General features: G+C 67.2%; 23 protein-coding genes. 15 read left to right on the top strand and 8 right to left on the bottom strand.

The window, feature by feature from the left end:
* Nucleotides 1-161 precede the first annotated feature (161 nt).
* On the bottom strand, nucleotides 162-884 hold the full coding sequence (locus tag BM172_RS12725) for a hypothetical protein (RefSeq protein ID WP_026635550.1): 723 nt from the start codon (nucleotides 882-884) through the stop codon (nucleotides 162-164).
* Between the two features lie 292 nt (nucleotides 885-1,176).
* On the opposite strand from BM172_RS12725, the gene BM172_RS12730 reads away from it, so the two are divergent.
* The 13 genes from BM172_RS12730 to BM172_RS12790 all read left to right on the top strand — a co-directional run bounded on the left by BM172_RS12730 (nucleotide 1,177) and on the right by BM172_RS12790 (nucleotide 16,086).
* The gene (locus BM172_RS12730; RefSeq protein ID WP_026635551.1) at nucleotides 1,177-2,355 is read left to right on the top strand and encodes a trans-sulfuration enzyme family protein; all 1,179 of its coding nucleotides are present in this window, start codon (nucleotides 1,177-1,179) and stop codon (nucleotides 2,353-2,355) included.
* An 82-nt stretch (nucleotides 2,356-2,437) separates the two neighbouring features.
* Nucleotides 2,438-3,262, top strand: coding sequence for an ABC transporter permease (locus tag BM172_RS12735; protein WP_026635552.1), 825 nt, complete (start codon nucleotides 2,438-2,440; stop codon nucleotides 3,260-3,262).
* Nucleotides 3,252-4,655, top strand: a complete 1,404-nt coding sequence (locus BM172_RS12740; protein ID WP_026635553.1) for an ABC transporter ATP-binding protein — start codon at nucleotides 3,252-3,254, stop codon at nucleotides 4,653-4,655. The genes BM172_RS12735 and BM172_RS12740 overlap by 11 nt, the downstream gene beginning before the upstream one ends.
* Nucleotides 4,655-8,020, top strand: coding sequence for a glycosyltransferase (locus BM172_RS12745; protein ID WP_051548755.1), 3,366 nt, complete (start codon nucleotides 4,655-4,657; stop codon nucleotides 8,018-8,020). Before BM172_RS12740 ends, BM172_RS12745 begins: the two co-directional genes overlap by 1 nt.
* Nucleotides 8,017-9,045, top strand: coding sequence for a GHMP family kinase ATP-binding protein (locus tag BM172_RS12750; protein WP_026635555.1), 1,029 nt, complete (start codon nucleotides 8,017-8,019; stop codon nucleotides 9,043-9,045). Before BM172_RS12745 ends, BM172_RS12750 begins: the two co-directional genes overlap by 4 nt.
* The gene (locus BM172_RS12755; RefSeq protein WP_026635556.1) at nucleotides 9,030-9,644 is read left to right on the top strand and encodes a D-sedoheptulose-7-phosphate isomerase; all 615 of its coding nucleotides are present in this window, start codon (nucleotides 9,030-9,032) and stop codon (nucleotides 9,642-9,644) included. The genes BM172_RS12750 and BM172_RS12755 overlap by 16 nt, the downstream gene beginning before the upstream one ends.
* Entirely contained in the window at nucleotides 9,631-10,329 is a 699-nt protein-coding gene (locus BM172_RS12760) for a nucleotidyltransferase family protein (protein ID WP_026635557.1), read from the top strand. Before BM172_RS12755 ends, BM172_RS12760 begins: the two co-directional genes overlap by 14 nt.
* On the top strand, nucleotides 10,326-10,955 hold the full coding sequence (locus BM172_RS12765; protein ID WP_051548757.1) for a D-glycero-alpha-D-manno-heptose-1,7-bisphosphate 7-phosphatase: 630 nt from the start codon (nucleotides 10,326-10,328) through the stop codon (nucleotides 10,953-10,955). The genes BM172_RS12760 and BM172_RS12765 overlap by 4 nt, the downstream gene beginning before the upstream one ends.
* Nucleotides 10,956-11,021: 66 nt before the next feature.
* Entirely contained in the window at nucleotides 11,022-11,855 is an 834-nt protein-coding gene (locus tag BM172_RS12770) for a class I SAM-dependent methyltransferase (protein WP_051548759.1), read from the top strand.
* A gap of 251 nt (nucleotides 11,856-12,106) precedes the next feature.
* Nucleotides 12,107-14,176 (top strand): glycosyltransferase family 39 protein, encoded by a 2,070-nt coding sequence (locus tag BM172_RS12775; protein ID WP_026635558.1) that lies wholly within the window; start codon nucleotides 12,107-12,109, stop codon nucleotides 14,174-14,176.
* Between the two features lie 59 nt (nucleotides 14,177-14,235).
* Nucleotides 14,236-14,619, top strand: a complete 384-nt coding sequence (locus BM172_RS12780) for a GtrA family protein (protein WP_026635559.1) — start codon at nucleotides 14,236-14,238, stop codon at nucleotides 14,617-14,619.
* Nucleotides 14,620-14,641: 22 nt separating this feature from the next.
* Complete coding sequence (locus tag BM172_RS12785; protein WP_026635560.1) at nucleotides 14,642-15,634, top strand: glycosyltransferase family 2 protein; 993 nt, start codon at nucleotides 14,642-14,644, stop codon at nucleotides 15,632-15,634.
* A complete protein-coding gene (locus BM172_RS12790) occupies nucleotides 15,634-16,086 on the top strand; it encodes a hypothetical protein (RefSeq protein ID WP_026635561.1) in 453 nt (150 codons plus the stop codon). Before BM172_RS12785 ends, BM172_RS12790 begins: the two co-directional genes overlap by 1 nt.
* 13 nt (nucleotides 16,087-16,099) lie before the next feature.
* On the opposite strand, the gene BM172_RS12795 is transcribed toward BM172_RS12790, so the two are convergent.
* The 5 genes from BM172_RS12795 to BM172_RS12815 form a co-directional block, all read right to left on the bottom strand.
* On the bottom strand, nucleotides 16,100-17,020 hold the full coding sequence (locus BM172_RS12795) for a methyltransferase domain-containing protein (protein WP_026635562.1): 921 nt from the start codon (nucleotides 17,018-17,020) through the stop codon (nucleotides 16,100-16,102).
* Between the two features lie 360 nt (nucleotides 17,021-17,380).
* Nucleotides 17,381-18,325, bottom strand: a complete 945-nt coding sequence (locus BM172_RS12800) for an electron transfer flavoprotein subunit alpha/FixB family protein (RefSeq protein WP_026635563.1) — start codon at nucleotides 18,323-18,325, stop codon at nucleotides 17,381-17,383.
* Nucleotides 18,326-18,344: 19 nt separating this feature from the next.
* On the bottom strand, nucleotides 18,345-19,091 hold the full coding sequence (locus BM172_RS12805) for an electron transfer flavoprotein subunit beta/FixA family protein (protein ID WP_026635564.1): 747 nt from the start codon (nucleotides 19,089-19,091) through the stop codon (nucleotides 18,345-18,347).
* A 130-nt stretch (nucleotides 19,092-19,221) separates the two neighbouring features.
* Nucleotides 19,222-21,303, bottom strand: coding sequence for a glycosyltransferase (locus BM172_RS12810; protein ID WP_035323473.1), 2,082 nt, complete (start codon nucleotides 21,301-21,303; stop codon nucleotides 19,222-19,224).
* A 66-nt stretch (nucleotides 21,304-21,369) separates the two neighbouring features.
* The gene (locus BM172_RS12815; RefSeq protein WP_026635566.1) at nucleotides 21,370-22,971 is read right to left on the bottom strand and encodes an electron transfer flavoprotein-ubiquinone oxidoreductase; all 1,602 of its coding nucleotides are present in this window, start codon (nucleotides 22,969-22,971) and stop codon (nucleotides 21,370-21,372) included.
* Between the two features lie 191 nt (nucleotides 22,972-23,162).
* Here BM172_RS12815 and BM172_RS12820 point away from each other — a divergent pair, with 191 nt between their 5' ends.
* Together BM172_RS12820 and BM172_RS12825 are read left to right on the top strand one after the other, a co-directional pair.
* Nucleotides 23,163-24,572, top strand: coding sequence for an amidase (locus BM172_RS12820; RefSeq protein WP_026635567.1), 1,410 nt, complete (start codon nucleotides 23,163-23,165; stop codon nucleotides 24,570-24,572).
* A 10-nt stretch (nucleotides 24,573-24,582) separates the two neighbouring features.
* Nucleotides 24,583-25,200 carry an alpha-ketoglutarate-dependent dioxygenase AlkB family protein gene (locus BM172_RS12825; RefSeq protein WP_428844766.1) on the top strand — a complete coding sequence of 206 codons (618 nt, stop codon included), beginning with the start codon at nucleotides 24,583-24,585 and terminating at the stop codon, nucleotides 25,198-25,200.
* Nucleotides 25,201-25,206: 6 nt separating this feature from the next.
* Here BM172_RS12825 and BM172_RS12830 read toward each other — a convergent pair whose 3' ends face one another.
* Both BM172_RS12830 and BM172_RS12835 read right to left on the bottom strand, forming a co-directional pair.
* Nucleotides 25,207-25,833: an ABC-type transport auxiliary lipoprotein family protein gene (locus tag BM172_RS12830; RefSeq protein WP_051548763.1), complete on the bottom strand. Its 627-nt coding sequence runs from the start codon at nucleotides 25,831-25,833 to the stop codon at nucleotides 25,207-25,209.
* Entirely contained in the window at nucleotides 25,830-26,768 is a 939-nt protein-coding gene (locus BM172_RS12835; RefSeq protein WP_026635570.1) for an MlaD family protein, read from the bottom strand. Before BM172_RS12835 ends, BM172_RS12830 begins: the two co-directional genes overlap by 4 nt.
* Between the last annotated feature and the right edge of the window lies 1 nt (nucleotide 26,769).

Raw genomic sequence — 26,769 nt, forward strand, 5'->3', positions numbered from 1 at the left:
GGAGTGGCGGGCAGCACGGCGCCCGCATGCATCCTTTCAATGATGCCTGCACGAAACCCAGTTACCAAGCTTCGGGTGCCGCGGAATGCGAGCCCGGTCAGGTCGCATCCGCCGCGGATTCAGCTGCGGGTCGCGGTTGTGTACGCCGGGAGAGGCACGGCTTACGCGGCGCGGGTTGTCGCGGTGGCGTGATCGAGCAGGGCGCAGGCATGGTGGTACAGGGCCAGGTCGAGCGCATTGCTCGCCATGAAGCGTGCGTGCAGGTCGCTGCCCAGCAGGGCTTCGAGTTGATCGAGCTGCGCTGCCGGCGTGGTGCGCTCGATCGGCGACACGTTTTCGCAGTCGTAGGCCAGTTCCAGGCCAGGCAGCAGCGGCGCATAAAGCGCCTGATAGGCGTCGATCGAGCGCTCGTACTGTTCGACCACGCCAGCCATGCCCCAGCCGTCCAGCAGCGCGCAGGCCTCGGCGAGATCGGCCTCGTTGGCGCAGGCATCCAGGATGTGGCCGCAGCGCCACGAAGCGCTCGACAGGTGCACCACCTGGTAATCGCGGATCACGATGCTGCCCGGTTCTTCGCGCAGGGCCCAGCGGATGTAGTCGGCGAAACCGTTGTTGATGGCGGCTTCGGCGAAGGGTTGCTGCGGATCGCGGCGGGTGAACAGGTAGACCGAATAGGCGCGCAGCAAGGGATGGCGGATGAAGACGACAGGCAGGCTGTCGTCGAAGGGCAGCGGCGGTCGTGCGAGGTGGCTGGAGATCGCCCGGTAGCCAGGGTTGGCGAGCATGAACCGCCGCAGCTGCTCGGCGCTCTGGATGTCATGGGCGTGCTGGCCTTCGAAACTGCCCCAGCGTTCGCCGAAGCTGCGCCGGAGGCTGGCGTCCACGCTGGATCCGGCGTTCTTAAAGATGTGGTAGTGAATGAGAGTGGTTACTCGGGTCATATTCGTAAGCTCCGTGAAATTTTTATCAATTTCATCTGGGCAAAACGCTGAGCCCGTGACGGGGTTGTCAAGGAAATTTTGTTTTAAACCATCGTTTGATTTTCCATTGTCAGGATGACGATCTCGAACGTCTTAAGCCTCTCAGGCATGAACGCCTGTCGCGCGAACATTCGGTGGAATGCGGCCAGGCAGGTAAGATGCGCGTTTGTCCCGAGCTGGAGCAGGTTCGCTACGTATGGCCAAGTCGAAGAAGAGCGCGGTAGGGCAGTCCTCCCTGGGATTGGGGACCTTGGCCATTCATGCGGGCCAGTCGCCCGACCCGACCACCGGGGCGATCATGACCCCGATCTACGCGACTTCGACCTACGTCCAGGAAAGCCCCGGCAAGCACAAGGGCTACGAGTACTCGCGCACCCAGAACCCGACCCGCATGGCCTACGAGGCCTGCGTGGCGGCGCTGGAGGGCGGCGTGGCCGGTTTTGCGTTCGGCTCGGGCCTGGCCGCGGCCGCCACGGTGCTGGACCTGCTCGACTCGGGCAGCCACGTGATCGCGATGGACGACCTGTACGGCGGCAGCTACCGCCTGTTCGAGCGCGTGCGCCGCCGCTCGGCCGGCCTGGATTTCACCTTTGTCGACTTGAACGACGCCCAGGCGCTGAAGGCCGCGCTGAAGCCCAACACCAAAATGATCTGGGCCGAGACGCCCACCAATCCGATGCTCAAGCTGGTCGACCTGGCCAAGGTCGCGGCGTTTGCGAAGAAGCACGGCCTGATCCTGGTGGTGGACAACACCTTCTGCTCGCCGATGATCCAGCGGCCGTTCGAATCCGGCGCGGACCTGGTGCTGCACTCGGCCACCAAGTACCTCAACGGCCATTCGGACATGGTCGGCGGCATCGTGGTGGCGCGCGAGCAGGAACTGGCCGAGCGCATGGGCTTCCTGCAGAACTCGGTCGGCGCCGTGGCCGGCCCGTTCGACTCCTTCCTGGCCATGCGCGGCCTGAAGACCCTGCACCTGCGCATGAAGGCCCATTGCGAGAGCGCGCTCGAACTGGCGCAGTGGCTGGAAAAGCACCCGGAAGTGGAGCGGGTGATCTATCCCGGCCTCAAGAGCCATCCGCAGCACGCCCTGGCGCGGCGCCAGATGCACGGCTTCGGCGGCATCATCAGCATCGAAGTGAAGGGCGGCCTGCGCAAGGCGCGCCGCATGCTGGAGCGCTGCCACCTGTTCGCCCTGGCCGAGTCGCTGGGCGGCGTGGAGAGCCTGATCGAGCATCCGGCGATCATGACCCACGCCTCGGTACCGCCGGCCAATCGCAAGCGCCTGGGCATCAGCGATTCGCTGATCCGGCTTTCGGTGGGCGTCGAGGATATCGCCGATCTCCGCAGCGAGCTGGCGGAAGCCCTGCGCTGAAGACGGCTACAAGGTGGGCGGGGCGCGCGCCGGCTGGCGCCGCTTTCGCCATGGATGCACTTATCGGGTCCACTGTCAGCGCATGATTTCGAAGTACAGCCTTATCGATCCCCTGTCGCCTTACCGGGCGCTGCAACGCCATTACCACCTGGTGGTGCAGATGGCGCGCCGCGATGTGATCGGCCGCTATCGCGGCTCGTTCATCGGGCTGCTGTGGTCCTTCTTCAATCCCCTGCTGATGCTCGGGGTGTACACCTTCGTGTTCGGCTTCGTGTTCAAGTCGCGCTGGACGGGGCAGGGCGGCGGGCATTTCGAGTTCGCGGTGATCCTGTTCGCCGGCCTGAACATCAATACGCTGTTCCAGGAATGCGCCACGCGCGCGCCGACGCTGATCATCGAGAACCGCAACTTCGTCAAGCGCATCGTGTTCCCGCTGGAGACGTTGTCGTGGAGCACGCTGGGCTCGGCGCTGTTCCACCTGCTGATCTCCACCATCGTGCTGCTGGCGTTCTCGCTGGTGATCCGCGGCTACGTGCCGTGGACGGTCGTGTATTTCCCGATCGTGGTGCTGGTATTCATGCCGTTCATGGCCGGCCTGACCTGGGTGCTGTCCTCGCTGGGCGTGTTCATGCGCGACCTCAAGCACGCGATGGGCATCATCACGGTGATGATGATGTTCCTGGCGCCGATCTTCTATTCGAAGGAAATGATCCCCGAGCGCTATCGCCAGCTGCTCTATCTCAATCCGCTCACGGTCATCGTGGAAGCCTCGCGCGACGTGTTGATCTGGGGGCACGCGCCGAACTGGCTGCACCTGGGCGCCTATACCGTCGCCGCCTGCCTGTTCGCCTGGCTGGCCTTCGCGTGGTTCGAGAAGACCAGGAAGGGGTTTGCCGATGTCCTCTGAAGCGATGATCTCGGTCGAGGCGCTCGGCAAGAAATACGACATCTACGCGCAGCCGTTGGACCGCCTCAAGCAGATGGTGCTGCCGCGCGTCGGCCGGATGATGGGACGCCATGGCCTCACCTACCACAAGGAATTCTGGGCGCTGCGCGACGTCAGCTTCAGCGTGCGCCGCGGCGAGACGGTGGGCATCATCGGGCGCAACGGCTCGGGCAAGTCCACCCTGCTGCAGATGGTCTGCGGCACCTTGCATCCCACCGAGGGCGAGGTGCGCACGCAGGGCCGCATTGCGGCGCTGCTGGAGCTGGGTGCGGGGTTCAATCCCGAGTTCACCGGCGAAGAGAACGTCTACCTCAGCGGCCTGCTGTACGGCATTCCCGAGGTCGAGCTGCGCAAGCGCTTCGATTCGATCCTGGCCTTCGCCGACATCGGCGACTTCATCCGCCAGCCGGTGAAGACCTATTCCAGCGGCATGTACGTACGCCTGGCGTTCTCCATCGCCGCGCATGTGGACGCCGACGTGCTGATCATCGACGAGGCGCTCAGCGTCGGCGACGTGCGCTTCACCCAGAAATGCATGCGCTTCCTGCGCGAATTCCAGAAGAACGGCACCTTGCTGTTCGTCAGCCACGACACCGGCGCCGTCACCAACCTGTGCGACCGCGCGGTATGGCTGGACCGCGGCAAGCTGGTGATGGACGGCGTGACGCGCGACGTGGTGGAGGCCTACCTGGCCGCGCAGCACGCGGCCGATCGCGCCGGCACGGGCGATGCGGTGACCATCCATGCGGCAAAGAACGACGACGAATCCGGCAAGCGGCGCGCCATCGTGGAAGCACCGGCCCAGGATGCGATCGACTGCCGCCAGGATGCACCGGACGGTTCGAGACCTGGACATTTCGTGAAGGTTTTCCAGTTCGATCCCGATAATGTCGGCAGCGCTTTCGGCGCCGGCCATGCGGAGATCGTCGCGGTGAACCTGCGCGATACCAACGGCGTTCCGGTACAGATTCTCTATGGCGGCGAGCTGGTCGACCTGACCATCGACGCGCGCGCCAGCGTTTCCATCGAGGGCCCTATCCTCGGCTTCTACGTGAAGGACCGCCTGGGCCAGCGACTGTTCGGCGACAACACGTATATGCCCTATCAAAACCGGCCGGTGAAACTGGAAGCCAACACCGGCGTGCGCGCCGTGTTCCGCTTCCGCATGCCGATCCTGCCGACCGGCGACTACTCCATCGATGTCGCGTTGGCCACCGGCTCGCAGGACGACCACACGCAGCAGCACTGGATCCATGACGCCCTGGCGTTCCGCGCCAGCGAGAGCACCATGCGCCATGGCCTGGTAGGCATTCCCATGCTTTCCATCGAGCTGCAGCCGACGGGAGGACGCTGATGGAATTCACCGGCGAACGCTTCGTTCCCACCGAAGCCGGCGAGATCCGCCACGAGCATCTGCACCGCTATGCCTGGTGCCGCGCGCTGGCGCGCGGCAAGACCGTGCTGGATATCGCCTGCGGCGAAGGCTACGGCAGCGCCATGCTGGCGCAGACCGCGGCGTCGGTGATCGGCATCGACATCTCCGACGAGGCCGTGGCGCATGCGGCGCATACCTATGCGGGCATCGCCAACCTGAGCTACCGGCAGGGCGATGCGGCGGTCATTCCGCTGCCGGACGACGCGGTCGACATGGTGGTGTCGTTCGAGACTATCGAACATCACGACCGCCACCAGGAAATGATCGACGAGATCCGCCGCGTGCTGCGTCCCGGCGGCGTGCTGGTGCTGTCCTCGCCCAATCGGCCGGTGTATTCGGACAAGGCTGGCCACCACAACGAGTTCCACGTCAAGGAACTCGATTTCCAGGAACTCGACGACCTGCTGCGCACGCGCTTTCCCAAGGTGCGCTACTACGGTCAGCGCCTGGCGGTCGGCTCGGCGCTGGCGCCGATGGCGATCGAGGATACCGGCGCCGATATGCAGGCCTTTACCGACACCGGCGACGAAGTGCTTGAGCGTTCGGTGCGCCTGATCGATCCGGTCTACTTCGTGGCGGTCGCGACCGACGGGCAGACCGAGCTGCCGAAGCTGCCGCCGGCGGTGTTCTTCTCCGAGTCCGAAGACCTCTACAACCACCACCATGACGTGGCGAAGTGGGCGCAGGGTATCGACGCCGAACTCACCGAAGTGCGCGGCAGGTACGGTGCCCTGGTCGAGGAGCACGAGGGCGTGGCGAAGTGGGCGCAGAGCCTGGATCGCGAGCTGGAGGGGCTGAAGCGACGCGAGGTGCGGGTCACCGAGATCGAGCGCAAGCTCGACCGCCTCGGCAGCCAGCTGCTGGGTGAGGAGTTCCTGGAAAGCCCGACGGCTGCCTCCGCGCGGCGCGACGATACCGTGGTCGGGGCCCTGGTCCACGAAGTCAGCGAATTTCACCAGGAGAACCGTCTGCTGCGCGAGCGGCTGGAGCATGCGCAGGCGCGGATCGAGGGCCTGCGGGCCCTCATCGACAAGCACGAGCTGTTCGCCCGCCACGCGCGCGAGCGCGTCCAGGAATTGACCGAAAGCGAGCGCCGGTTGCGCACGTCCTTCGACACGGTGGTGTCGTCGCGCTCCTGGAAGCTCACCAAGCCGGTCCGCTTCATGGGGCGCCTGCTGCGCGGCGACTGGGCGACCGCCGCCGAATCCGTGCGGCACAACGCGCTGGTGCGCTCGGCCGCGCTGGCGCCGGTGCGCAAGCTGGTCAGGAAGCATCTGCTCAAGACCGGCCAGGTGCAGCCGGCGGTGGTGGCGGAGCCGGACGAGACGCCGGCGGAGATCGTCGCCAAGCTGGCTTTCCCCGAATACGCCAACCCCAAGGTCAGCGTAATCATTCCCGCCTACGGCCGGCTCGATCACACCGCGGCCTGCCTGCGCTCGATCATGCAGCACATGCCGAAGGACGCGATCGAGATCATCGTGGCCGAGGATGCCTCCGGCGACGAGGAGATCCACCTGCTCGCCCAGGTGCCCGGGCTGCGCTACGAGGTCAATCCGCAGAACCTGGGCTTCATCCGCTCCTGCAATCGCGCGGCCAGCCTGGCGCGCGGCGAGTACGTCTACTTCCTCAACAACGACACTCGCGTCATGCCAGGCTGGCTCGACGGCCTGTTCGACGTGTTCCATCGTTTCGACGATTGCGGCATGGTCGGTTCCAAGCTGGTCTATCCGGACGGCCGCCTGCAGGAAGCCGGCGGCATCATCTGGGACGATGCCTCCGGCTGGAATTTCGGGCGCCTGTCCGACCCGACGCTGCCGGAGTTCAACTACGTGCGCGAAGTCGATTACTGCTCCGGCGCATCGCTGCTGATCAAGGCGGCGCTGTTCCGGCAGCTGGGCGGCTTCGACGAGCTGTATGTGCCAGCCTATTGCGAGGACTCGGACCTGGCCTTCAAGGTCCGCGCGGCCGGCCTCAAGGTGTACTACACGCCGTTCTCCACCGTCGTGCACTACGAAGGCATCTCGCACGGCACCGACGAGACCGCCGGCATCAAGGCCTACCAGGTCGAGAACCAGAAGAAATTCGCCGAGCGCTGGCGCGAGGTGCTCGAGCGCGACCACTATCCGAATGCCCGCAACGTGTTCCGCGCGCGCGAGCGCTCCAAGGACAAGCCGGTGGTGCTGGTCATCGACCACTACGTGCCGCAGATGGATCGCGACGCCGGCTCGCGCACCATGTTCCAGTTCATCAAGCAGCTGTGCGCGCTGGGCTGCTCGGTCAAGCTGTGGCCGGAAAATCTTTGGCGCGATCCGACCTATACGCCGTTGTTGCAGGAGATGGGCGTGGAGGTGATCTTCGGCGCCGACTGGGGCGGCGGCTTCGAGCGTTACGTGCAGGAAGCCCAGGGCCAGATCGATCGCGTCCTGCTCAGCCGGCCGCATGTCGCCGGCAAGTTCATCCGCGCCATCAAGAAGCATCTGCCGGACGCGCGCATCGCCTACTACGGCCATGACCTGCACTTCGCCCGGCTGCGCCAGCGCTACGAGCTGACCCACGAACCGAAGTACCTGGACGAAGCTCGCGAGATGGAGGCCGATGAGCGCGCGCTGTGGCGCAAGAGCGACATCGTGCTGTATCCCTCCAGCGACGAGGCGGATGTCGTGCGCCAGCTGGAGCCGGGCGTCGATGCGCGCGCGATCCAGGCCTATGCCTACGAAAGCTTCCCCACCGACGGCCTTGCACCGGAGCGGCGCGCGGGCCTGCTATTCGTCGCCGGCTTCGGCCATCCGCCGAACGAGGATGCCGCGGTGTGGCTGGTCGAGGATATCCTGCCGAAGATCCGCGCCCGTGTGCCCGAGGTGACGCTGTACCTGGTCGGCTCCAATCCGACCGCGCGCGTGGAGGCGCTGTCCAGCGCCGGCGTGGTCGTCACCGGTTTCGTGGACGATGCGGCGCTGCAGGATTTCTACGCGCGCAGCCGCGTCGCCGTGGTGCCGCTGCGCTTCGGCGCAGGCGTGAAGTCGAAGGTGGTGGAAGCCTTGCAGCAGGGCCTGCCGCTGGTGACCACCGCGGTGGGCGCCCAGGGCCTGGCCGGGCTGGAGCAGGTGGCGAAGGTCGCGGACGACGCGGATGCCATCGCTGCCGCGGTGGCGGACCTGCTGACCGGTGCCGACGAATGGAGCAGCCTGTCGGCCGCGGGCACCCGCTACGCGCAAGCGCATTTCTCAACCGGCTCTCTGCGTAGAGCTCTCGCCGACGCCCTGGAATTGAAGAGTCTTTCATGATCGTCCGATCGCGCGCGCCCTTGCGTCTTGGCCTGGCCGGCGGTGGCACCGACGTGTCGCCGTACTGCGACATCTACGGCGGCCATGTGATGAACGCCACCATCGACAAGCACGCCTTCGCCATCCTCTCCGAGCCCGAATCCGGCCAGCGCGAGTTCTGCGCGATCGACGTCGGCGTATCCGAAGTGCTCGGCGGCGACGAGGCGCTGGTGCCGGATGGTCCGCTCAAGCTGCTGAAGGGCGTCTACGCGCGCATCTGCAACGAGTTCCTCGGCGGCGAGCCGCGTCCGCTGAAGGTGCAGACGTTCTCGGACGCGCCGCCGGGCTCGGGCCTGGGTTCGTCCTCGACCATGGTGGTGGCGCTGGTGCAGGCCTTCGCCGAATACTTCGCGCTGCCGCTGGGCGAGTACGAAGTGGCCCATCTCGCCTACGACATCGAGCGCAAGGACCTGGGGCTGGCCGGCGGCAAGCAGGATCAGTACGCGGCGGCGTTCGGCGGATTCAACTTCATGGAGTTCTACAAGGACGACCGCGTCATCGTGAACCCGCTGCGCATCAAGGACTGGGTGTGGTCGGAGCTGGAAGCCTCGCTGGTGCTGTACTTCACCGGTGTCTCGCGCGCCTCGGCCGACATCATCGACCAGCAGTCGCGCAATGTGGTCGAAGGCAATCGCAGCTCGATCGACGCCATGCACAGCCTCAAGCAGGAGGCCGTGCAGATGAAGGAATGCGTGCTGCGCGGCGACCTGCAGGGCCTGGCGCGCACGCTGCAGGCCGGCTGGGAAGCGAAGAAGAACATGGCCAGCTCGATCAGCAACCCGGTGATCGAGCAGGTGGAGCGCGTGGCTTTCGCCAATGGCGCCCACGCGGCCAAGGTATCGGGCGCGGGCGGCGGCGGCTTCATGATGTTCATGTGCAGCCCCGACAAGCGCATCGGATTGACCCGGGCATTGGCCGAACAGGGCGGCCGTCTGCTCGATTTCCATTTCACGCAACAAGGAGCGACGTCATGGCGCATCATGTGAAAGCCATGCTGCAATCCGAATTCAGCAAGTCCATCGCCCTGCTGCAGACCATGTCCGGGGACGAGGCGCTGCACGGCCAGGTGCAGCAGGTGCTGGAGCTGTCGGTGCAGGCACTGAAGAGCGGCAACAAGCTGCTGTTCGCCGGCAACGGCGGCAGCGCGGCCGACGCCCAGCACTGGGCGGGCGAGCTGGTCAGCCGCTTTTACTTCGATCGCCCGGGCCTGCCCGCGATCGCGCTGACCACCGACACCAGCATCCTGACCGCGATCGGCAACGACTATGGCTACGACTACGTGTTCGCGCGCCAGGTCGAGGCGCTGGGGCAGGCGGGCGACGTGCTGTTCGCCATCTCCACCTCCGGCAATTCCAAGAACATCGTGCGCGCGATCGACGCGGCCAGGACCAAGGGCCTCAAGGTGGTCGGCTTCACGGGGCAGGGCGGTGGAGCGATGGCTGTGCTGTGCGACGTCTGCTTCCGCGTGCCGTCGCCGGAGACGCCGCGCATCCAGGAAGGCCACGAGGCGCTGGGCCACCTGATCTGTGCGCTGATCGAGCAGGAAATCTTCGGTCAGGAAAAGACGGGCGATGCTGGGCACTGACGAGGCGATCATCCTCGCCGGCGGTTTCGGCACGCGCCTGCGCAGCGTCGTGAAGGACCTGCCCAAGCCGCTGGCGCCGGTGGCGGGGCGTCCGTTTCTCGCTCATGTGCTGGACCTGATCGCCGGCCAGGGCATCCGGCGCGCCGTGCTCGCCACCGGCTTCATGGCCGATCGGGTGGAGCAGGAGCTGGGCCACGACTGGCACGGCATGCAGCTGGTGTACTCGCCCGAGACCGAGCCGCTGGGCACCGGCGGAGCGATCGCCAAGGCCATGCCGCTGCTGGCCGGCGACGCGTTCTTCGTCTTGAACGGCGATACCTTCCTGTCGCTCGATTACGCCGCGCTCGACCGCGCGGCCCGTGCGGCGGACCGGAGCATGTGCATGGCGCTGGCCGCGGTGCCCGACGTGGCGCGCTACGGCGCCGTGGTAGTTGAAGATGCGCGCGTCACCGGCTTCCGGGAAAAGGGCCAGCCGGGCCCCGGCTTCATCAATGCGGGCGTCTATCGGCTGCGCCACGAGGTGCAGGAGCGTTTCCCCGCGACGGCGAACTTCTCGTTCGAGACGGACGTGATGGCCGCGCTGGTGGCGGCCGGCCAGGTGAGCGCGTTCGCGCAGACGCAGCGCTTCATCGACATCGGCGTGCCGGAAGACTACGAACGCGCCCAGACCGAGCTGGCCGCATGAGCGCGCCGTCGGCGCAGGGTCCGCGCGTGTTTCTCGATGAGCGGGCCGTACTCGGAGCCAAGACGCTGCGACCGGCGTTGTTCCTCGACCGCGACGGCGTGATCAACGTCGATCACGGCTATGTGCATCGCGCCGAAGACACGCAGTGGCTGCCCGGCATCTTCGAGCTGGTGCGGCGCGCCCGCGCGGCCGGCTATCTGTGCATCGTGGTTTCCAACCAGGCCGGCCTGGCGCGCGGCTACTACACCGACGCGCAGTTCCGCGCCTATACCGCGTGGATGCATGCCGAGTTCGCCCGGCATGGCGCGCCGCTCGATGCCACCTATTACTGCCCGCATCACCCCGAGGCCGGCCTGGGCGATCTGAAACAGGCCTGCGACTGCCGCAAGCCGCAACCGGGCATGTTCCTGGCCGCGCGCGATGCACTGGGCGTCGACCTGCCGGTCTCGATCATGGTGGGCAATCAGGCGACCGACATGCAGGCGGCATTGGCCGCCGCGGTGGGCCGTTGCTATTGGCTCGACGGGGAACGCGATCGTGCCGCCGAATGGGGCGGCAAGGTGATCGTCGCCGCGGGCCTGGACGACATCATGCCTGCGGGGGAAATTGCCGCGCAGCCCGGTTGAGGCGATGCGTGCAGCGACGCTTTCGCCTGAGCCGCAATCGAGCTGGATCGATCATGGAGCTGGACAATGCATGTATTCCGTTTTGAAGCCTACGCCGCACGCCAGGAAAGCAAGGAGCTGGTGGGTTGCTGGCTGCACAGCAGGGACTTCTGTGAAGCCGCGGGCAGGCGCAAGTCGGTCGCGCGGCTATGCAGCGCCTGTGGCGAACTGGTCGACCTGGCGGTGTCGGCCCCCGGTGGCCAGGTCGAAACCCGCGAAGGCCTGCAGTGCCCGCGGTGCGGCCTCAATGCCCGCGTGCGCGCCGGCATCAGCCTGCTGCGCGGGCTGGTCGATCCGGCGTCGGCTTCGATCTATGTCACCGAGCAGGCGACTTCGACCTACGCGTGGATGCAGGCGCATCACCAGGGCGCCCTGTACGGCAGCGAATTCGAACCCGATGCCGCCAAGCGCGGCAAGCTCGCCGCGAACCTGCAGCACCTGGGCGGTCAGGGCGAGATCAACTTCGAGGACGTCACCCGGCTGACCCTGCCGGATGCCAGCCAGGACGCGGTGCTGACCTTCGACGTGCTCGAACACGTACCCGACTACCGGGCCGCGCTGCGTGAATTCGCCCGTGTGCTCAAGCCCGGCGGCAGCCTGGTCGCCACCTTTCCCTTCACCGACCAGCCGCCCACCATCACCCGCGCATCGATTAATGCCAAGGGCCAGATCGAGCACCACCTGCCGCCCGAATACCACGGCGACCCCATCAGCGGCGGCGTGCTGTGCTTCTACCACTTCGGCTGGGACGTGCTGGAGGAGGCGCGGCAGGCCGGCTTCGGCAAGGTCGAGATGGTGATGCCCTGGGCGCCCGAGCAGGGCATCGTCTATGGCAACTGGACCCTGCTGGCCCGGCGCTAGCTCGCCCCCCTGGCGGATGGAAGGATTTCCATCCTGGCCGTCTCATCCGTTGTAGCTCTGGCGGGTCTGGAACTGCAGGCTTTTGCTTGTCACGGCAAAGTTGTTTTTGCCGTGCTGCGGCGGCCTGCCTGACCGTATAATCCTGCGGCAATTATTCGCGACCCGTTGGAAATGGTTCGCAAGCTTCAGGGGGGCTGACAGGGGACATCCTGGTGGAGAAACAACGATCTTCGGGCGTCGCAGCGACGTGGATGACGCGCCTGCTGTCGCTCGGTGGATGCCTCGCCGTGGCGGCCGGGCTGGCGCTTACGCCGGCGTTGCAGGGGCTGCGTTCCGTCGTCACCGATCACAATCTGGTCCTTTTCGCCGTCGCCCTGGTGGCCGCCGTCGTCATTGCCCGCCTGGCGCGATGGTCGGTGGCGAGCGCGCTGCTGCTGGTGGCGCTGGTGCTGCTGCTGCGCTTCGTCGGCGCGGGGCCCTTGCTCGCGGCGGCATTGCTGGTGGCTGCCGCCGCCGTCATCGGTGCATCGATATGCCGCTCGGACACCTGGAGCCACCCCGGCATCGCCATCCTGGTCGGCCTGGCGGTGTTGTCGGCGCTTGCCGGTTGGCTATTGCCGTTTCCCGTCCATTACTTCCTGACCTACCTGGCCGTGCTGGCCGCCATCGTCGGCCTGGGGCGGCATCGCCTGCACTGCCTCGTACGGGCGGCGCAGGGCAGTTGGCGCGAGGCCGTGCGGCAGGCGCCGGTGCATGCCGCGTTCGCCATGCTGGTAGTGCTCATGGGCGGGGCGGCGCTGTGCGCGCCGACGGTGCAGTACGACGATCTGGTCCTGCACGTCACGCTGCCCGCGCAGCTCGTCGCGCTGGGCTATTACAAGATGGACCTGGCCTCGCAGGTGTGGAGCGCGGCGCCCTGGGCGTCGGATGTCATCCAGGCCTATGTCGCGGTCCTCGCCGGGCATGAAGCGCGCGGTGCGGCCAACCTCATCTGGTATGGACTGACCGTCGTCTCGGTCTGGACCCTGGCCAGGGAGCTCGATCTATCGCCGGGCCTGCGCTGGCTCGCCGTGGCCCTCACCGCCTCGGTGCCCCTCATGGTTTCGCTCAACGGCAGCATGCAGGCCGATACCGCGATCACCACCGTCACGGTGGCGTTGGCCGCGCTGGTGGTGCGGCTGGTGCGCACGCGCGAAGCAGGCTTGCTGCTTCCGTTCTTCCTGCTGTCGGCGCTGGCCATTGCCTTGAAGGCCACCCAGGGCTTGCTGGTGTTGCCGCTGGCGGCAGTGGTGCTGGCCTACGTCGGTTGGCGTCCATTTCTCCGACAGGCGCTGCGCATCGCCATCCCCGTGGTCTTCGTAGCGGGGTCGAGCTATTTCTACGCCTTCTTTGTCACCGGCAATCCGTTCTTCCCTCTATTCAACGGTGTCTTCAAGTCTTCGTTCGCGCGCCCTGAGGACTTTGCCGATCGCCGTTGGAACCAGGGGCTGCACCTCAATTCGCTGTGGCGCCTGACCTTCGAGACCGATCGCTATCTGGAGGCCGCCCCGGGAGCCATCGGCTTTTCCATGCTGGCCCTGTGTGGCGGTGCGTTATGGACCTTGCTGTTGCCGCGCATCCGATGGATCACGCTTGCGTTGCTCGCCGCCAGCATCGGCATGTTTCTTGGCATCCAATACGCTCGATACCTGGTGCCGTTGTTCACGGCGCTGATCACGCTGGGTCTGCTGGCATGGGAGCGCGCGCGGATGCGCTGGGGCGGGGAGGTCGTGCTCGGCGCGGTGGTATTGGTAAATATCGTCTTCATGCCCGCGTCGCTCTACATTTTCGGCGACGACCTGTACTGGAGGATGTTCAGCAACGTCAATGGACAACCCAGTGTCGTCAAGCAGGATTTGCAGCGCACCTATGCCGTCGAGCTGTTATTCGCCCAGTACCTGAGCATGACGCAGCCGAAGGGCTATTCGCTGTACCTGGCGGACACGGATCGTCCCTTCGTCGCTCCCTTCGACGGCCAGGCTTTCGGCAGCGGATGGTACGACCCGACCTTCAACGCGATCCTGGCGACCGCCAACCGGGACGAATCGGGAGCGACCTGGTCGGGCATTTTCGAGCGCACCGGCATGTCGCACGTGCTGGTCACGAGCAATACACCCCAGGCCATCAGGGCCTCGCTGAAGGCGATCAAGGCGGCGCCCGAACTCGTCATCGGCGACGCCACGCTGTGGAGCCTGTGCAAGGACCGCTGTGCCGGGCGGGTGCACGCGCTGGTGAACGAGCGTGACGTCAGCCGCAACCTGATCCGTTCCCGTGGTTATTAGCCCGCCCTGTCGCCGATCGGGTGACGACCGGACGTGACCCGATCAACGTTGAGGAAAGCATGAAGTTACTTAAGCAAGGATTCGGTTACGGCGTGGTGGGCGGCGTCCAGTTGGGATTGGACTGGATGATCTTCGTCGCGCTGACCGCCGCCGGCGTCGCCACTGGTGGCGCGAACGTGATCGGACGCGCCACGGCGGCGATGCTGGGCTTCTGGCTCAACGGCAAGTGGACCTTTGCGGAAAACGGCGGGAAGCCGCTGGGCATGCAGCACTTCGGTCGCTACGTGATCACCTGGCTGAGCATGACGGCCTTGAGCACCTGCATCGTCGTCGCCACCAGCCGGGCGCAGGGCATGCACGCCGCGTGGATGGTCAAGCCGGCGGCGGACCTGGTCCTGGCGGCCCTGGGATTCACTATTTCCAAGTATTGGATTTACCGCTGACTGTGCCAGCGCCGGATATGCCATGAACACAACTATGGACACGATCGCCGCCCCCATCGCCGTCGTCATCCCCTGCTACCGCGTCGGCCGCCTGGTGCTCGACGTCATCGCCCGCATTGGCTGCGAGGTCGGCTGGATCTTCGTGGTGGACGACAAATGCCCGATCGACACGGGCGATATCGTCGAGGCCGAGTGCAAGGACGCGCGCGTCAAGGTGATCCGGCATGAGGAGAACCAGGGCGTGGGCGGCGCGACCGTCACCGGCTACAAGGCCGCCATGGCGACCCCGGCCAAGGTGGTGGTGAAGATCGACGGCGACGGCCAGATGGATCCGGCGCTGATTCCGCAGCTGTCGCGCGCGATCCTGCTGGGGCGCGCCGACTACGTGAAGGGCAATCGCTTTCATCGCATCAGCGACGTGCACGGCATGCCGGCGGTGCGGCTGCTCGGCAATGCGGGCCTGTCCTTTCTCACCAAGCTTTCCAGCGGCTACTGGCAGCTGTTCGATCCGACCAACGGCTTCACCGCGATCCATCGCGAAATCCTGGCCGAGATCGAACTGGACAAGCTGGCCAGGCGCTACTTCTTCGAATCGGACCTGCTGTACAACCTCAACCAGGTGCGCGCGGTGGTCGCCGAGATGCCGATGCGCGCGATGTATGGCGACGAGCCGTCGAGCCTCAGCCCGATGAAAGTGCTGCTGCCGTTCTTCAAGGGCAATATGCGCAACTTCTTCCGGCGCCTGCTGTACACCTACTTCGTGCGCAATTTCTCCGCCGCCTCGCTGGAACTGCTGCTGTCGATCCCCTTGATCCTGATCGGGCTGGTCTACGGCACGGCGCACTGGTTCGCCGGCATGGAGACCGGCATTCAATCGGCGCCCGGCGTGGTGATGGCCGCGGCGCTGCCGCTGATCATCGGCACGCAGCTGCTGCTGTCCTGGCTCAACTACGATGTGGCGGTGCAGCCGACGCAACCGATCCATGTATCGCTGGAAAAAGCGAGGGAAGGCTGATGGGCAAGCGCGATGCTTTCATCCTGCTGGCCATGCTCGCATTGAGTGCGTGCACGGACCGGCAGACGGCGCCGGTTCCCGGCGCGAACCTGATTACCGGCAAGGCCGGCGGTCGGCAGTTGTCCGGTGTCACCATGGAGCTCTCGCCCGGCATGCTGCGCACTTGCGAGCACGCCGGCGGCCGCATGGTGGCCAAGGTGAGCTGGAACGCGAAAAGCTCCGGCGCCAAGTCGGTGACGATCTGGGTCAGCGACAGCACGAGCGAGGAAAAAAGCTGGTACCACGGTGCAGCCGAGGGTTCGGCGGAAACCGGTCCGTGGGTCGGCGACGGGACCATGTTCCGCATGGCGGACGGCGACGCCAAGCGGCGCACGCTTGCCGTACGCGAAGTCCGTGCCGTCGATTGCATGACGGCTCAGCCGGAAACGCCTTCGAATCCGGCGACGCCATAAGCCCGAGTAAGGCTCAGCGCACCATGCTTAGCTGGTCGACCTGCGCCTGCAATCCCAGCGCCCACTGCGCCCGTCGCGTGGACTCGTCCTGGAAGAAATACGAGCGCGCGGATTCGAACGCGGCGACGTAGAGCAGCGGGCATTCCTTCAGCAGCTGCTGGTTCTCCGGCAGTGCATGATAGAAGCGCTGTTCGAACGGGATCGGCGAAAAATCGGGCCGATACTCGACCAGGAAGGCGAAGCTCTTGCCCGGCAGGTCCAGCACGCGGAAGCCGTGCGGCTCGAAGATGCGCCGCAGCGCCTTGATGCCGTAGGACACGATATGCCCGCGGTGCTTCGGATCGAGGTAGCCCGGATCCTGGTGCCGCACATAGGACGGCATGCCGGTGTTGAACAGCCAGGCCGCATTGACATTGCTGACCTTGGCCAGGCCGGCGGCCAGGCCGCCGAGCATGCCCGGCGTCAAGTGTTCGACGACTTCGATGCACACGCCGGCGTCGAATTTTCCGGCCAGGCTGCCGACGTCGCCGACGATGTAATTCGGATGAGTGCTGCGCTCGTCCGGCGGAAACAGTTCCACGGCGTGGAAGGTATCCGGATGCGCCGGATACTTCGCGGCCAGTTCGTCCAGCAGATAGCCGGGGCCGGCGCCCACGTCGAGAAAGCGCCGCACCGGCCGGCGTGCGTAGATGATCGCCTCGCCCGCGCAGATCAGGCCTTCCGCCTGCGAGCGTTCGCGTGCGGATTGCAGTTCGCTGTTCCAGTAGTCCGCGTCGTACTCGCGAGTGGTGTGGCCCTCATCGATCCTGGCCAGTACGTCGGGGTTGATGTAGAGCGACTCGCAGCTGCTGCAGGCGTAGTAGTCGTAACCGTCGCGGACGCCGAAATGGACCTGTTCGTGGCGGCCGTTGCATATGGGACAAGCGACGTGCATCGAAGCTCCTGCTGGCGGCTGGGCTGGCGGTGACGACTCGTTGCTGACGGACCGGTCGCGCGCGCGACCGTTTTCTCCCCGAATCCCGAATCTATCCCCGTACCCGGAACGGAGCAAGGGCAGAAACGCACGCCCATGCGCAGGCCCTGCATGCGCATGTCGTTGCGTGGCATGGTTCGCGGATTCGCCCTGTACCGCCGCGCGCATGTTGGCCGGCGAGGGTGACTGGCGCGCTACAGCGGTATGAAACCGGCGCGGAAAACGGCGAGGCCCACTGAACGTGATGCTGCCGTGATGAAACGAAGCGAGCGGAACTTCGCCGCACGGAAAACCGCGCGACGAAGTTCGTCGTGCCGCCGCTCAGCCCAGCGCCTGCTCGATCTCGGGGATCAGCTTGAACAGGTCGCCGACCAGGCCGATGTCGGCGATCTCGAAGATCGGCGCCTCGCCGTCCTTGTTGATGGCGACGATGGTGCCGGCGTCCTTGATGCCGGTCAGGTGCTGGATCGCGCCGGAAATGCCGAATGCCATGTACAGCTCCGGCGCGATGATCTTGCCGGTCTGGCCGACCTGCAGCTCGTTTGGCACATAGCCGGCATCGACCGCCGCGCGCGAAGCGCCGACCGCCGCGCCGATCTTGTCGGCGAGCTTGTAGATCACCTCGAAGTTTTCCTTCGAGCCGACACCGCGTCCGCCGGACACCACCTTGCCCGCGCCCTGCAGGTCGGGGCGGTCGCTCTTGCCCTGCTGCAGTTCGACGAAGCGGGTGTGCGCGGGCAGGGCCGCATCGACAGCGAGCGCTTCGACCGCGGCGCTGTCGCCGCGGCTGCCGGCCGCCGGCCAGGAGGCCGTGCGGATGGTGGCAACCACGGCATGCGCCGGATTCGCCTCGACGGTGACGATCGCGTTGCCGGCGTAGATCGGACGCTTGAAGCTGTGCGCGCCTTCCACGCTCATCACGTCGCTGACCTGCGACACGCCCAGCAGCGCGGCGACGCGCGGCGCGACGTCCTTGCCGAAGGTGGTGGACGGGAAGAACACGTGCGAGTAACCGGCAGCTGCCTTGGCCACCTGCGGCGCCAGCACGGCGGCCAGCGGATGGGCGTTCTCGGCGCGCGCGATGGTGAGGACCTTGCCGACGCCGTCGATCTTCGCCGCTTCGGCGGCGATGGCGTCCACGCTGTCGGCCAGCACCAGCACGTCGATGCTGTCGCCCTTGACGGCGGCGGCGGCGCTGACGGCGCGGGCGGTGGAGGAATTGAGCTTGCCGTTGAGGTGTTCGGCGACGACCAGAATCTTGCTCATGTCTATCTCCCGGCCCTGCTTACAGCAGGCCCTTCTGCTTCAGCACCGCGACCAGCTCGGCCGCGTCCTTGACCATCACGCCCTTGCTGCGCTTGGGCGGCGCGGCGTAGTGCGTGGTCTTGAGGTGATCGTGCGCCTCCACCCCGAGCGAGCCGAACTCGATGCTGTCGATCGGCTTGGACTTGGCCTTCATGATGTCCGGCAGCTTGATGAAGCGCGGCTCGTTGAGGCGCAGGTCGGTGGTGATCACTGCCGGCAGCTCGGCCTCGATGGTTTCCAGGCCGGCATCCACTTCGCGCGTCACCGTGGCCTTGCCGGCGGCGATCTCGACCTTGCTGGCGAAGGTGGCCTGGGGGCGATCCCACAGCGCGGCGAGCATCTGGCCGGTCTGGTTGGCGTCGTCGTCGATGGCCTGCTTGCCGAGGATCACCAGCTCCGGCTGCTCCTTCTCGACCAGCTTCAGCAGCACGCGCGCCGCGGTCAGCGGCTGCACTTCGTCGGCGGTGACCACGTGGATGGCGCGGTTGGCGCCCATGGCCAGGCCATTGCGCAGGTGCGCGGTCAGGTCGGCGGGGCCGATGCCCACCACCACCACTTCGGTGGCGATGCCCTTCTCGCGCAGGCGCAGGGCTTCTTCCAGGGCGATATCGTCGAACGGATTGGCCGAAAGCTTGACGCCGTCCGTCATCACGCCGGTGCCGTCAGGCTTCACCTGAATACGGACGTTGAAGTCCACCACCCGCTTGTAGCCGACAAGAATTTTCATCTGAGGACCTTTGGTGCGTGGCCGCCTGACGGTGGCCGGAAGCCATCGATTGTACCCGCCGGCAAACAATCGTTTGAAGTGCCGCTCGCTTGAAGTGCCGGCGCGTTTGAAACGCCGGCCGGCGGCCCGTTCAGGACAGGGCCGCTTCCAGCGTGGCGCGGGCGATGGCGGGGGAGAAATGTTCCTGGATGTTGCGCAGGCTGGCCTCGGACAGGCGCAGCCACAGTGCCGGGTCGTCGTACAGGCGCAGCACGGCGGCGACGTAGGCATCGGTGTCGTCGCCGATCAGCACGTTCTGGTCGTCGACCAGAAACATGCCCTCGGCGGCGATGCTGGTGGCCACCACCGGCAGGCCGTGGCTCATGGCGGTATTGACCTTGCCCTTCACGCCGGCGCCGTAGCGCAGCGGGGCCAGGGCGATGCGGCAGCCGTCCATCCAGGGATCGAGATCCTCGACGCGGCCGTGCGCGACCACGCCGTTGCCGTCGAGCTCCTGGCGCGTGGCCTCGGGCATCTGGCCGATCAGGTGCAGTTCGATGTCCGGCCGCGCGGCGCGGATCTTCGGGAAGATCTCGCCGACCAGCCACTGCACGGCATCGACATTCGGCGGATGGCCGAAGCCGCCCACGAAGACCAGGCCGCTGCGCTGCGCGAACGGCTGCTTGCGCCCATGCACCTCGTGCATGTTCGGCAGCAGCATCACGCGGGCGTCGGGCACCGCCTTGCGCAGCAGTTCCAGTTCCACCGTGCTGACCACGAAGGTGGCGTGGCAGGCGCGGATGGTGGCGATCTCGCGCTGCTGCGACACCGCGGCGCGGCGCGCCAGGGTCGGGTTGTTGGTGTGGTCGGCGGCGCGTTGCTCGCGCAGGAAATGCACGTCGACAGTGTCGAACAGCAGGCGCGCCTGCGGCGCCATGCGCTGGACCAGCGGCAGGTTGGCGTCGGCCACGTAGTGGCGGCACAGCAGCACCGCGTCCAGGCCGGCGCCTTCTTCCTTCAGCCAGGCGGCCAGCGAGCTCAGCGTCGGCTTGCACAGCACGCGCACGCCGATCGCGCCCAGCGTGCGCAGGTCGGCGGCGCTGGCCTGGGCGTTGTCGGCCATGAAGGTGACGCGCCAGCCCATGCCGCGCAGCAGCTGCATGATGTTGTAAAGCTGCAGCGAGCCGGCGTCGCGCTTCGGGTCCGGGGTCAGCGCGTCCATCACGAAGATATGCCGCTGGCCGGCGTGGATCGCCTTGTTCACCGGCGTGCCGCGCGCGGGCTGGCGCTTCAGCGCATCGCCCCACTTCTCGATGAACTTGGCGCGGTTGAGCACCTGGTACTGCTTGGTGCCGGCGGTGAGGTCCGTGCCCGAGCTGATGCCCTCGCAGTGGATCACCACGCTGGCCGGTTCGTAGACCACGCGGCGGCCGGCGGCACGCACGGCGAAGGCCAGGTCCATGTCTTCGCAGTAGGCCGGTGCGTAGCGCGTATCGAAACCGCCCAGCTGCATGAACAGCTCGCGCTCGATCAGCAGGGCCGCGCCGGAGACATAGTCGACGTCGCGGCGATACAGATAGCGCGGATCGTCGCGCTGCTCGAAGCGCCCCACGTTCCAGGCTTCGCCGTCGTCGTAGACCAGCGCGCCGGCTTCCTGCAGGCGGCCGTCCGGATAGACCAGCTGGCTGCCGGCGATGCCGCAGTCCGGTTCTTCCAGGTAGGTCTGCAGCAGCCGGTCCAGCCAGCCCGCGGTGACCTGCGTGTCGTTGTTGAGGAACAGCAGGTACGGCGCGCGCGCCGCCGCGGCGCCGGCATTGCAGCTGCCGATGAAGCCGAGGTTGCGCTCATTGCCGAGCACGCGCAGGCCTTGCACCTGGGCCAGGGTGGCCGCGGTGTCGTCGGGCGAGGCATCGTCCACCACCAGGATCTCGATCGGCGCCTCGCTGCCGTATTGCGCGATGGAGCGCAGGCAGGCGAGCGTCCAGGCGAGCTTGCCGTAGACGGGAATGATCACGCTGACGCGCGGCGCGTCGTCATGCGGCACCTCGAACGGCGCGAACGGCTGCTCCAGCGGCAGCAGTTCCAGCGCCAGATCCTCCGGCGGCAGCGGGCGGAACTCCTGCATCATGCGCGACAGCGTTCCGCGCAAACCACGCTGGGCGATGCTGCCTAGGACGCGCTCGGACAGATAGCGCAGGCGCTTGACCCGCCATGGCAAGGAACTCAAAGGCATTCGTACCTCTCGACTGCGGGCGTGCGCGGCACGCCCGCGAAGGACAGCGGCGACCGCACCGGTGTCTTACAGATTCTGATAATTCGGACCCGAGCCGCCTTCCGGCGTCACCCAGTTGATGATCTGGTACGGATCCTTGATGTCGCAGGTCTTGCAGTGCACGCAGTTGGCGGCGTTGATCTGCAGCCGCTTGCCGGCCTCGTCCTGCACGATCTCGTAGACGTTGGCCGGGCAGAAGCGCTGGCAGGGGTTGCCGTATTCCTCTGCGCATCTGGTCACGCAGATCGAGGTGTCGGCCACGTGCAGGTGCACCGGCTGGTCCTCGTCGTGCTCGGTGGCGGCGAAGTACACGCCGGCGAGGCGGTCGCGCGGCGGCAGCTCGCGCTGCACGTAGTCGCGCCTGGGTTCTTCCTGCTGGCCGAGCTTGTGCAGGGACGACCAGTCGGCCTTGTTCTTCAGCGTCCACGGCGAGGCGCCGGCGGTGACGGTTTCCCAGGCGGCGTTGAGCATGCCGATCCACAGGCCCTTCTTGAACGCGGGCTTGATGTTGCGGACCTTCTTCAGTTCCGCCATCACCTCCGAGCCGCGCAGCTTCGCGTCGAAGCCGGCCGGGTCCAGCGCGTTGCCGGCCAGGTGCTCGGCGGCGAGCATGCCGCTCCTGATCGCCTGGTGGGTGCCCTTGATCTTCGGCACGTTGAGGAGGCCCGCGGTATCGCCGATCAGCAGCGCGCCGGGCATTTCCAGCTTCGGCAGCGACTGCCAGCCGCCGGTGACGATGGCGCGCGCGCCGGCGGAAAGAATGCTGCCGCCTTCCAGCAGCGGCTTCATCGAGGGATGGTTCTTCCACTGCTGGAAGGCCTCCCAGGGCTGGTAGTTCGGATCGCTGTAGTCCAGGCCGCTGACATAGCCCAGCGCGACGCGGTCCTTGTCCAGGTGATACAGGAAGCTGCCGCCGTAGGTGTGGCTGTCGGCCGGCCAGCCGAAGCTGTGCACGATCTTGCCGGGCGTGACGCGGCCGGCGGGCAGCTGCCACAGCTCCTTGATGCCGATCGAATAGCCCTGCGGGTCGCTGTCCTGGTCCAGCTTGAAGCGCTTGATCAGCTGCTTGCTCAGGCTGCCGCGCGCGCCTTCGGCCAGCACGGTGACCTTGGCCTTGATATCGATGCCCTGGGTGTAGCCGCTCTTGTGCGAGCCGTCCTTCGCCACGCCCATGTCGCCGATGCGCACGCCGGCGACGGCGCCGTGCTCGTCATAGATGTTGTCGGCGGCGGCGAAACCGGGGAATACATCCACGCCCAGCGCCTCGGCCTGCGGCGCCAGCCACGCGCACATGGCGCCCAGCGAGACGATGAAGTTGCCCTTGTTGTGCATGCCCGGCGGGATCGGCAGGCTGCGATGGCCGGTCTTGCTGAGCAGCCAGAACTCGTCCTCGACGGCCGGCACGCAGATCGGCGGCGGGTTGTCGCGCCAGCCGGGCAGCAGGGCGTCCAGCGGCTGCGGCTCGATCACCGCGCCGGACAGGATCTGCGCGCCGATGGTCGAAGCCTTCTCGATCACGCACACGCTGACGTCGGGCTTGAGCTGCTTGAGCCGGATGGCGAACGACAGGCCGGCGGGGCCCGCGCCCACGACGACGACGTCGTATTCCATGATTTCGCGTTCGCTCATCGGCTGCTCCGGAAGGTTCTGGCTGGCGGTGGTTCTGGCTCGCGCGAGGCGGCCGCGGCCACCCCAGCTGGCCATTGTCCGGTTTCATGCACCGTGCGGCAACGCATGGTGCGTGCACGGCATGGTGCGGCACCGCTTGCAAACGCTTAACCGCCCACGTCGATAATCGATCCCGCCACCAGGGAGAGTTCATGAATCAGTTGCCGCCGATCTCCGACCGTGACCTGCGTCGCGCCACACTTTGTCAATTGCTGCACTGGCTGGCCGCCGGGCGGGTTCATCCGGAGGGATTGGCCGAGGTCTACCTGGAAGCCATCGAGCGTCTGAACCCCCAACTCAATGCCTACGTCGGCCTCAGCGCCGGCCTGCTGCGGGAACAGGCCCGCGCTGCGCAGCACCGTCGCCGCGATGGCGTGCTGGGCCGCCTCGACGGCCTGCCGGTGGCGATCAAGGACAACTTCGACGTGGCCGGCTGGCCCACCCGCGCCGGCCTGCCCGGCCGCGCGCAGCCGGCACAGGGCGATGCCCATGCGGTGGCCCGGCTGCGCGCCTCGGGCGCGGTGCTGCTGGGCAAGACCAATATGGACGAGGGCGCGCTGGGCGCGTCCACCGACAATCCGCACACCGGCCCCACCCATAACCCGCACCGCCATGGCTACACCGCCGGCGGCTCCTCGGGCGGCGCGGCCGCGGCGGTGGCGGCGGGCATGGCGGTGGCGGCGATCGGTTCGGACAGCCTGGGCTCGATCCGCATTCCCGCCAGCTATTGCGGCGTGTATGCGCTGAAACCGACGCACGGCGAGATTTCCGCGCGCGGCCTGGTGCCCGCCGCGCGGCGGCTGGACGCGGTCGGCCTGCTCGCGCGCAGCGCCAACGACCTGACCGTGCTGCTGCAGGTGCTGGCCGGCTATGACGCCGACGATGCGCGCTCGCGCCGCCGCCGCGTGGCCTTCGCGCCGCCGGACTGGGAGCCGGGCAACCTGCGCTGCGGCCTGCTGCCGGACCTGGCGGCGGTGGGCGTGGAAGCGGCGGTGATCGACGTGTTCGAGGACGCGCTATCGCGGCTGCCGCGCGAGCTGGGCGAGCGGCGCCAGGTCGACTTCAGCGATTGGGACTTCGCCCGCACGCGCCGCGCCGGCCTGTTCCTGATGGAAGCGGAGATGCTCAGCACCTTCGCCGCCGACCTGGATGACGCCGAGCATCCGGCCTCCGAGCGCTTCCGCCGCATGCTTTCCTACGCTGCGACCAAGAGCGCGGCCGACTACGCCGTGGCCGACCGCGTGCTGGATGCGGCCACGCTGAAGATGCGCCGCCTGTTCGCCCAGATCGACGTGCTGGTGCTCCCCACCACGCCGCAGGGCGCCTTCCCGCTGGGCGGCGCGGTGCCGGATTCGCAGGCGGACCTGACCAGCTTCGCCAGCCTCGCCGGCTGCCCCGCGGTGAGCATCCCGATGGGCACGCTGCCGGACGGCATGCCGGTGGGCATGCAACTGGTCGGCGCGCGCGGCTCGGATCTGCGCCTGCTCGAACTGGCCGAGGTCTGCGCGGCCACGCTGGATGCGGAGCCGGTCTATCCGGTGGAGCCGCGTCCGCTGGCATGAGTCCGCCCTGGTGAGCCTGTTCCCTGCGCAGTGGCAGGCGATTCCGCTGCCGGATGCGGAGCTGCGCCTGCTGCCGCAGTGGCTGGCCGCGGACGAGGCCGATGCCTTGTTCGAGGAACTGCAGCGCAGCATCCCCTGGGAGGTGCACCGCATCCGCATCTTCGGGCGCGAAGTGGATTCGCCGCGCCTGAGCTGCTGGATCGGCGATGCCGACGCGACCTATGTGTACTCGCGCACCCGCTTCGAGCCGCAGCCGTGGACGCAGGCGCTGTCTTCGCTGCGCTGGCGCGTGCAGCAGGCTTGCGGCGCGCGCTTCAACAGCGTGCTGGCCAATCTCTATCGCGACGGACGCGATGCGATGGGTTGGCACAGCGACGACGAGCCGGAGCTGGGGCCGCGGCCGGTGATCGCCTCCGTCAGCCTCGGCGCGCAGCGGCGCTTCTGCCTGCGCCGGCGCGAGCAGGGCATGGCCAGGCGCGAAGTGCGCGGCCTGGAGTTGCCGCACGGCAGCCTGCTGTGCATGGCCGGCGAAACCCAGCGGCACTACCAGCATGCGTTACCCAGGACGAGCGCGGCGACCGGGCCGCGCATCAACCTCACCTTCCGCTGGATCGACGCACGCCGCTGAGCGGATTCAGTCGTGCGCGTCCGCGCGCTGCTGCAGCGTCCAGCCCACTACCTGTGCGGCCAGCGCATCGCCGGCCTGGCCGAACGCCGCGACCACCTGCGGCACCGCGGTGCCGTTTACTGCCTGGGTCACTTCGAAGCGGCGTGCGGCAACGATCTTCAAGCCGCTGTTGCGCACCAGCCGCGCGTCGTAGCGCACGACCACCACCGGATCCTTGCCGCGGTATTCCGACTGGAACGCGGTGAGGTCGGCGTCCAGCACGTAATCGGCCTGCAGGCTGGTGTCGTCGCTGCTGAGCGCCGTGATGCGGCCATCGTTGCGGAAGCCTTCGAGCAGGCGGTTGCGCAGCAGCACCGGCACGCGGTCGCTCCAGCGCGCGCCCTTGTACACGCTGACCGTGTCGCCGGCGGGGAGCACCGCGATGCGCGCGCTGTCGAGCATGCGCTCGGCCTGCGGCGTATCCACCCGCAGCGACCAGCTCACCGCACCGGCCTGCGCCTGCGGCAGCGATGCGGCGGGCAGGCGGTAGATTTCCGGCGTCTCTGCCTTGGGCAGCACCGAGCAGGCGGCGGTGGCGAGCAGGGCCGCCAGGAGCGGGGCGCGGCGGGCGGCGGTCGTCATGGCACGCGTCATGGCTCGAACTCCTTGCTGCGGTCGCGGCCGAGCAGGAAGCCGGCCGGGTTGTCGTCGAACTTGCGGGTGATGCCGCGCAGCGAATTGGCGGCGTCGCGCAGTTCGCGCACCGCCGGTCCCAGTTCGCCCAGGCCCTGCATGCCGCCGTTGAGCGCGGCGCGGTTGTCGTTGAGCAGGCGGTCGATCGCCGCGGTGGAGCGCTCCAGCGAGGCCATCGCATTGCGCGCGCTTTCCAGCGTGGCGCGGCCCTGCTGGTCGACCAGGCCGTTGGCGCTGCGCGCCAGCTGCTCGGTCTGCGCCAGCGTGGCGTTGGCCTGCTTGCTGGCCTGGGCCAGCTGGCTGAGCAGGGCGCGGATGTCGTCGCGCTGGTCCGCCACCGCGCCGGTGGCCTTGTCCAGGTGATCCAGGGTGCGGCCGATGCGCGCCACGTTCTCCTCGGACATCAGCTGGCTGGCACGCGAGACCACGTCGTTGATATTAGTCATCACATCTTCGCCGTTGGACAGCAGTTTGCTGAGCGGCGAGGGGTCGGCCACGATCACCGGCAAGCCGCCTTCCGGCGAAGTCAGCGCCGGGCTGCCGGGCGAGCCGCCGCTGAGCTGGATCACCGCCATGCCGGTGACGCCGGTGAGCGCGAGCTTGGCGCGGGTGTCCTGCTTGATCGGCGTGTCGGCGCCGACGCGGATGCGCGCGAGCACGCGGCGCGGATCCTGCGGATCGAGCTTGAGCTGGTTGACGTCGCCGACCTTGATGCCGTTGTACTGCACCGCGCTGCCCTGCGAGAGGCCGCTGACCGCTTCGTTGAAGACCACCTGGTATTCGGCGAACTGCCGGTCCGTGCTGGACTTGGCCAGCCACAGCCCGAACAGCAGCGCGGCGGCCACCACGATCACCGTGAACAGGCCGATCAGGACGTGATGGGCGCGGGTTTCCATC

The sequence above is a fragment of the Dyella marensis genome (assembly GCF_900112865.1).
Classification (GTDB): Bacteria; Pseudomonadota; Gammaproteobacteria; order Xanthomonadales; family Rhodanobacteraceae; genus Dyella_D; species Dyella_D marensis_A.

What these genes read in the sequence shown, in the direction of transcription:
- BM172_RS12790 (WP_026635561.1), top strand. Translation starts at nt 15,634, where the DNA reads ATGGGCAAGCGCGATGCTTTCATCCTGCTGGCCATGCTCGCATTGAGT.
- BM172_RS12735 (WP_026635552.1), top strand. Translation starts at nt 2,438, where the DNA reads ATGATTTCGAAGTACAGCCTTATCGATCCCCTGTCGCCTTACCGGGCG.
- BM172_RS12760 (WP_026635557.1), top strand. Translation starts at nt 9,631, where the DNA reads ATGCTGGGCACTGACGAGGCGATCATCCTCGCCGGCGGTTTCGGCACG.
- BM172_RS12745 (WP_051548755.1), top strand. Translation starts at nt 4,655, where the DNA reads ATGGAATTCACCGGCGAACGCTTCGTTCCCACCGAAGCCGGCGAGATC.
- BM172_RS12730 (WP_026635551.1), top strand. Translation starts at nt 1,177, where the DNA reads ATGGCCAAGTCGAAGAAGAGCGCGGTAGGGCAGTCCTCCCTGGGATTG.
- BM172_RS12800 (WP_026635563.1), bottom strand. Translation starts at nt 18,325, where the DNA reads ATGAGCAAGATTCTGGTCGTCGCCGAACACCTCAACGGCAAGCTCAAT.
- BM172_RS12740 (WP_026635553.1), top strand. Translation starts at nt 3,252, where the DNA reads ATGTCCTCTGAAGCGATGATCTCGGTCGAGGCGCTCGGCAAGAAATAC.
- BM172_RS12810 (WP_035323473.1), bottom strand. Translation starts at nt 21,303, where the DNA reads ATGCCTTTGAGTTCCTTGCCATGGCGGGTCAAGCGCCTGCGCTATCTG.
- BM172_RS12765 (WP_051548757.1), top strand. Translation starts at nt 10,326, where the DNA reads ATGAGCGCGCCGTCGGCGCAGGGTCCGCGCGTGTTTCTCGATGAGCGG.
- BM172_RS12815 (WP_026635566.1), bottom strand. Translation starts at nt 22,971, where the DNA reads ATGAGCGAACGCGAAATCATGGAATACGACGTCGTCGTCGTGGGCGCG.
- BM172_RS12820 (WP_026635567.1), top strand. Translation starts at nt 23,163, where the DNA reads ATGAATCAGTTGCCGCCGATCTCCGACCGTGACCTGCGTCGCGCCACA.
- BM172_RS12750 (WP_026635555.1), top strand. Translation starts at nt 8,017, where the DNA reads ATGATCGTCCGATCGCGCGCGCCCTTGCGTCTTGGCCTGGCCGGCGGT.
- BM172_RS12755 (WP_026635556.1), top strand. Translation starts at nt 9,030, where the DNA reads ATGGCGCATCATGTGAAAGCCATGCTGCAATCCGAATTCAGCAAGTCC.
- BM172_RS12830 (WP_051548763.1), bottom strand. Translation starts at nt 25,833, where the DNA reads ATGACGCGTGCCATGACGACCGCCGCCCGCCGCGCCCCGCTCCTGGCG.
- BM172_RS12795 (WP_026635562.1), bottom strand. Translation starts at nt 17,020, where the DNA reads ATGCACGTCGCTTGTCCCATATGCAACGGCCGCCACGAACAGGTCCAT.
- BM172_RS12770 (WP_051548759.1), top strand. Translation starts at nt 11,022, where the DNA reads ATGCATGTATTCCGTTTTGAAGCCTACGCCGCACGCCAGGAAAGCAAG.
- BM172_RS12805 (WP_026635564.1), bottom strand. Translation starts at nt 19,091, where the DNA reads ATGAAAATTCTTGTCGGCTACAAGCGGGTGGTGGACTTCAACGTCCGT.
- BM172_RS12835 (WP_026635570.1), bottom strand. Translation starts at nt 26,768, where the DNA reads ATGGAAACCCGCGCCCATCACGTCCTGATCGGCCTGTTCACGGTGATC.
- BM172_RS12780 (WP_026635559.1), top strand. Translation starts at nt 14,236, where the DNA reads ATGAAGTTACTTAAGCAAGGATTCGGTTACGGCGTGGTGGGCGGCGTC.
- BM172_RS12785 (WP_026635560.1), top strand. Translation starts at nt 14,642, where the DNA reads ATGAACACAACTATGGACACGATCGCCGCCCCCATCGCCGTCGTCATC.
- BM172_RS12775 (WP_026635558.1), top strand. Translation starts at nt 12,107, where the DNA reads ATGACGCGCCTGCTGTCGCTCGGTGGATGCCTCGCCGTGGCGGCCGGG.